The sequence below is a fragment of the Gilliamella sp. wkB292 genome, assembly GCF_001690235.1.
GTDB lineage: Bacteria > Pseudomonadota > Gammaproteobacteria > Enterobacterales > Orbaceae > Gilliamella > Gilliamella apicola_F.
Window position 1 is genome coordinate 1 of the sequence record NZ_LZGO01000012.1, and the last position, 6,373, is coordinate 6,373.

4 protein-coding genes and 1 pseudogene are annotated in these 6,373 nt (G+C 29.9%); 4 read left to right on the plus strand and 1 reads right to left on the minus strand.

From position 1 onward, the window contains the following. The 4 genes and pseudogenes from A9G09_RS12815 to msbA (A9G09_RS00680) form a co-directional block, all read left to right on the plus strand. Window positions 1-950, plus strand: a pseudogene (locus A9G09_RS12815) (hypothetical protein); the annotation flags it as partial. A gap of 70 nt (window positions 951-1,020) precedes the next feature. Then, entirely contained in the window at window positions 1,021-2,109 is a 1,089-nt protein-coding gene (locus A9G09_RS00670) for a glycosyltransferase family 2 protein (RefSeq protein ID WP_065633001.1), read from the plus strand. 95 nt (window positions 2,110-2,204) lie between these two features. Further along, the gene (gene msbA / locus A9G09_RS00675; protein ID WP_065633002.1) at window positions 2,205-3,941 is read left to right on the plus strand and encodes a lipid A export permease/ATP-binding protein MsbA; all 1,737 of its coding nucleotides are present in this window, start codon (window positions 2,205-2,207) and stop codon (window positions 3,939-3,941) included. Window positions 3,942-3,966: 25 nt separating this feature from the next. Next, window positions 3,967-5,727, plus strand: coding sequence for a lipid A ABC transporter ATP-binding protein/permease MsbA (gene msbA / locus A9G09_RS00680; protein ID WP_065633003.1), 1,761 nt, complete (start codon window positions 3,967-3,969; stop codon window positions 5,725-5,727). 46 nt (window positions 5,728-5,773) lie between these two features. Here the strand turns inward: msbA (A9G09_RS00680) and A9G09_RS12820 are convergent. Further along, window positions 5,774-6,373, minus strand: a 600-nt coding sequence (locus tag A9G09_RS12820; protein WP_176700930.1) for a hypothetical protein, incomplete at its 5' end; no start/stop codon positions are given.

Consider the following 6,373-nt stretch of genomic DNA (forward strand, 5'->3'; position numbering starts at 1 on the left):
TCATGATTTCAAAACGTATTGCAATTCAACTTTTTGGTCATTTAAGAACATTTGAACATACTTTTTATTCATTTAAAAAGTTTTTGTTAGAGGAAAATATATCAGATGGTTATGAAATCGATATATTTATTCATTCTTGGGATGAATTAGATCACTCAACAATAAATTACCGTAATTTGGATGGCAAGGCTTTAACTGAGCAATTATTAACTGAAGAACATATTTCATTGGTTAATAAATTATATCAGCCAAAAAAAATTGTAATTGAATCACAATTAGATTGCCCAAATGAAATTTTAATAGAGAAAATAGGTAAATTTCCCCGAGCAAAGAAAGGGTGTTTAAATAATTCATATTCTATTTACAGGGTTAATAAATTGCGTGATGAATATCAAAAAAAAGAAAATATCCAGTATGACTGGGTGATTGTTACTAGGCCTGATATTTTCTTTAAATCTCCTTTTAGAATAGATGATATAATTCGATGCTATGCAAATTTTGATCTTGAAATACCAAGTAATGTAATTTTTCATGCTTTTAACCCATTTGGAAGAGGTAATATGGTCGATGATCCACGATTTTTAGCTGGTGCTGACCTAATTTTTTTTGGGAAACCAGAAGATATTGATAAATCCTCGTCGTTATATTTAGAGTTCGATATAAATATCTCGCCGGAAAATTTTTATTGTATGGAAGTATGGTGGGTTAACTTTTGGCGCAAAAAAGGATTAAACCCATATCCTATTAATTATAAGCATGGGCCTGATTTTGATGTTATTAAAACAAAAATGGTAGATAATAATCAATTGCGCCGAAATTCCAAGTTTAGATATTATAAGAAAATTGTATTATTTTTTTTGTTTAGCTTACTTCCGTATTGTTGTGTGAAAAGAAAAATAAACAAGTTACGAAAGCAGATTGAAAATATGGCTATATATCATTTAAAATAAAATATATATTTATCTTTATAAATAAATTAGAATAATAATCGTTTGTACGATGATTGGAAGGTTCTTTTTTATGTCTGTAGTTTTGTCTATTATCATTCCTGTATATAACACAGAAAAATATTTAAGTAAATGTTTAGACAGTGTTTTAAATCAAAAAATTGAAAATATTGAAATAATTTGTGTTAATGATGGTTCTACTGATAATTCACTTGATATTCTCAAAAAATATAGTCAGATTGATAATAGAATTAAAATTATTAATAAAAAAAATGGTGGTATGTCTTCAGCAAGAAATATTGGTATTGATAATGCTCAAGGTAAATACATTACTTTTATTGATTCTGATGATTTTATCGAACCAAATGCTTATGAGAAATTGTTACCTTATCTTGATATCCCTGGAGTGGATCTTGTTTATTTTGCAACACAACTTGTAATAGAAGATAATGTGAATCGCAAACAAGACGAAAAGTATTTTGAACATAATCATACAGGTTTGGTTAAATTATCAAACGATGTTGTATCTAAAATGGATGTAGTTGCTTGGAATAAAATATTTAAACTTTCAATTATAAACAACTATAAAATTAGGTTTCCTCTTGGTCTGTGGTATGAAGATAACCCTTTCTTTTGGTCTTATGCTTTAGTTAGTGATTCCGTGTATTTTGTCAATGAGAAATTTTATAATTATCTTATAAGAAACGGTTCTATCATGGCACAAAAAAACCAATATAATACAGGACACAAAATTTCACATGAATTAGATTCGTTGTTGTGTTTTGAATATTTACTTAATTTTATGTTTAGGTGGGGTTTAATTGAAAAAATAAAACCTACACTTGTTAATTTGTTTTTGGATAAAATTTATGAAACGTTACGACGATTTCCTAAAAATAAGCGGATGTGTGTTTTAAATAAATCGACAGAAATTGTCAAGCTATATAATTTAACTTCTTATTATCCAAATAATCATTATATAAAAGCTTTATCTGAAAGGCGATACCAACGTATTGGTAAGATAAACAAGTTATTTTTAACAAAGAGACAGCGATTATTAGGTTTTTGGGATTGTGATAAGTATTATCTTGTTTGTTTCTTAGGGTTTAAATTAAAACTTAAAAAAAGGAAAAACATAATTAATCATATTGAAATATTATAATTTCAATTATTCTGGCTACGAAAAGAATATAGTTAACGGCAATAGCTTAATTTATAGTATAATGCCTGCAAATAATATTTTTATAATCTTTTATTATGTCTCAACAATTAAACTCATTTACGGCTTTAAAAAAACTGTGGCCTTTTATTAGGCCATTTAAAAAAGCGTTATTTGTTGCGGTTATTGGACTGTTACTTAATGCAGCTACTGATGCTACTTTGATCTCACTAACTAAACCATTGTTAGATCATGGATTAATGGATAAAAATTATTCTCTTTTGATTGCAATAGCTATTGCTATTATCGGTTTAATTTTATTGCGAGGGCTGTCCAATTATGTGTCAACTTATTGTCTTTCTTGGTTATCGGGTAAAGTGGTAACTAAATTTAGACAGATGATATTTGATCATTTAATTAAAAGTCCTACCAGTTTTCATGATAAGCAATCCGTTGGTGATCTTGTTTCCATTATAACTTTTAATACTCAAATGTTATCAAAAGCTTCTTCCGATGCACTGATTATTCTTATTCGAGAGATAGCTTATGCAATAGGATTATGTATTGTTATGCTATATGGCAGTTGGAAATTGGCTTCAGTACTTATTATTTTAGTTCCATTAGTTATCTTAATAGCTCAATATATAGCTAAAAAGTTCAGACAAACCATCGCTTCCATGCAACAAGGAATGGGACAAATTACTACAGCAACTGATGAAATGCTGAAGGGACATAAAGAGGTTTTAATTTTTAATGCTCAAAAATATGAAAAACGTAACTTTAATTATATTACAGATGGTGTTCGGCGTGGTATGCTCAAAATAGAGTTAGTCTCAAGATTGTCAACTCCTATCATTCAGTTAGTTGCTACTCTAGGATTAGGCTTTATACTTTATTTAGTTGCTAGTCAACATCTTGATATTACGCCAGGTTCATTTACTGTCGTTTTTTCTGCGATGGTGGCGGTTATGCGGCCATTAAGGGAATTAACAAGCTTGCATGTTGAATTACAAAAAGGTGCAATTGCTTGCGAATCACTATTTGATCTCTTGCATTCGCCTTTAGAAGAGGATCGCGGTAGTATTGTTGCCGATAAAATTAAAGGAAATATTGAGTTCAAAAATGTAACCTATACCTATCCCACAAGGAATGCACCAGCGCTGAATAATCTTTCGTTAAAGATTGAAGCCGGTCAAACTATAGCTCTTGTTGGTCGTTCAGGGGCAGGTAAATCCACCATTGCAAGCTTACTTCCGCGTTTTTATGATGTATCTATAGGTGAAATTCTAATAGATTCTATAAATATTCAACAATATACATTAAGATCATTACGCAACCAAATTGGTTATGTTTCTCAAAATGTACATTTATTTAATGGAACCATTGCTGAAAATATTTCTTATGGTGAAAAACACCTTTACAGTAAAGAAGATATAATTAGAGCAGCAAAGCTAGCTAATGCAATTGAATTTATTGATAAATTGGATAAGGGAATTGATACCGAGATCGGTGATAACGGTATCTTGTTATCCGGTGGGCAACGACAACGAATTGCAATAGCACGTGTTTTATTACGAAATAATCCAATTTTAATTTTTGATGAAGCAACTTCAGCATTAGATAATGAATCTGAACGATTGGTTCAAGATGCTATAGATATTTTACAAAAAAATAGAACATCAATTATTATTGCTCATCGACTGTCTACTATTGAAAAAGCAGATCGAATATTAGTTATCGATGATGGTAAGGTTGTAGAAGATGGAAACCATCAATCATTAATGTCTGCAAATGGAATTTATGCTCAAATGCATAAAATGCAATTTAATTCTTAGAATAAACCAAAAGATAATATTGAATATGACACAACAAGATATAAATGAAATAGATAAAGATTCATCAACATTAAGAACTTTCTTAAAGTTATGGCCATTTATTGCAGAACATAAATTTATCTTATTTTTATCTGTTATTTTGCTGATTGCTAGTGCTTTTGCTGATACTTCATTAATTGCATTATTACGACCATTACTTGATCTCGGTTTTTCTATGAATGATCAAGAATTTTTATTAATGGCACCTTTTTATATTTTTGCTCTAGTTTTGTTGAGAGGGATTGCTAATTATGGTTATTCCATTTTTCTATCATTAGTTTCTGGTAAAATTGTGATGAAAATTCGGCAAAAATTATTTAGCCATTTTGTTGATGCACCTGTTAGTTATTTTGATCAAAATTCAACTGGTAGATTGTTGTCAAGAATTACTTATGATACTGACCAAGTCGCAGCGTCCTCATCTGATGCTTTAATTACAATAATTCGTGAATCAGCCTTTATTTGTGGGTTGTTTTATACAATGTTTTATAATAGTTGGCAGTTATCACTATCTTTGATTATCATTACCCCCATTGTAATTGCTTTAATCACTTATATCTCTGTTAGATTTCGGCGATTAGCCAAAAATATGCAAAATTCGATGGGTAATGTCACTATGTCTGTTGAGCAAATGCTAAAAGGGCATAGAGAAATTATAATATTTGGTGCACAGGATGAAGAATCGAAAAATTTTGAAAAAGTAAGTAATAAATTTAGACGTGATGGAATGCGTTTAGTTTCAATATCAGCATTATCAACACCTATTGTGCAGTTAGTAATCTCATTTGCTATTGCATTTGTTTTATTAACTGCGAGTAATCCAGATTTGAATATCACTCCAGGTGAGTTCACCGTCGTTTTTTCCTCATTGGTTGCTTTAATGCAACCAATAAAAAGCTTAACTAGTGTTAATGCTGGATTCCAAAAAGGTATGGCTGCGTGTCAAACGTTGTTTGCAATATTAGAGCAACCTGTAGAAAATGATCGCGGGACTTTAGATGTTGAAAGAGTAGAAGGTAATATAGTTTTTGAAAACGTATCATTCGGTTATGAAACAAGAAATGAATTGGCTTTGAATGATATTAGTTTTACTGTCCCTGCTGGTAAAACTGTTGCTTTAGTGGGGCGTTCAGGATCAGGAAAAACTACAATAGCCAGTTTATTAACCCGTTTTTATGATGTATCTCAAGGAAATATTTTAATTGATGATACTAATATACAAAACTTTACTCTTTACTCTTTAAGAAATCAGATTGGATTAGTGTCTCAAAACGTTCATTTATTTAACGATACAATTGCTAATAATATTGCTTATGGACGACTAGGAATATATTCTCAAGAACAAATAGAAGAAGCAGCTAAGAAAGCCTATGCTTATGATTTTATCATGGGCCTTGAAAATGGCTTTGACACAAAGGTTGGTGAAAGTGGTGTTTTATTGTCAGGTGGTCAACGTCAACGTATTGCTATAGCAAGAGCATTATTACGGGATACGCCTATTTTAATTCTTGATGAAGCAACATCGGCTTTAGATTCTGAATCAGAACGTGCGATCCAAAAAGCTTTAGATGAACTGCAAAAAGGAAGAACAGCTATTGTAATTGCCCATCGATTATCAACTATTGAAAATGCAGATGAGATATTGGTTATGAATGATGGTAAAATTATTGAAAAAGGCACTCATTCAGAGTTATTGAGCCTTAATGGTACATATACAAGGTTGCATAAAAGTAATTTCAACGAGTAATGTACGTCTTTTTTGATCTTATTGTGTTGGTTTGAGCTCGCTTTTATTAAAATTTATCCAATGAACAATATTGTTTGTAGTTGTTTTTAATATCTGAACATGGATGTTGTTTGGATATAGCGCATTTCAATAATGCTATTTTTGTTGATATTGAACAATCGTGTTGTTTTAAAAATTTTGAAATAAAACAAATATTACCGATGATGTTAGACTTGTTGTTGATATAAATGCGTATGAGAAGTTTCAATAAACCTAATTCTTTAATCAAGTTATCTTTTTCGTCTTTGTTAAAAAATTTCTCTGATTTTAATATTGTTTCTAAATAAGTAGCATTCATAACTAATATATAGTTACGTGTAGCAATAGCAGATAAAGGTAATGTAGTAATTTTTTGTATACATTTATGTAAAACGCTTTTAAGAGTATTAGTATAAAGATTGTCTATACCTAGATTTGACAGTGAACAATGACCAATACGATGAAAATATGCCATTTTATTATTTAAATAATGAGAAATTTTTGCTTTTGTTATAATCGAAAGAGAAAATAAATGATCTTCATGATTTCTTTCTATAAATTTTTCTGTAACTAATTGTCTTTTAAAAATATAACGCCATACAACGCCAGAGTAATTTTTTCTTTCTAA

Bases quoted from the DNA above. Each gene is read 5' to 3' on its own strand.
- A9G09_RS00670 (WP_065633001.1), top strand. From the start codon at position 1,021: ATGTCTGTAGTTTTGTCTATTATCATTCCTGTATATAACACAGAAAAA.
- msbA (WP_065633003.1), top strand. From the start codon at position 3,967: ATGACACAACAAGATATAAATGAAATAGATAAAGATTCATCAACATTA.
- msbA (WP_065633002.1), top strand. From the start codon at position 2,205: ATGTCTCAACAATTAAACTCATTTACGGCTTTAAAAAAACTGTGGCCT.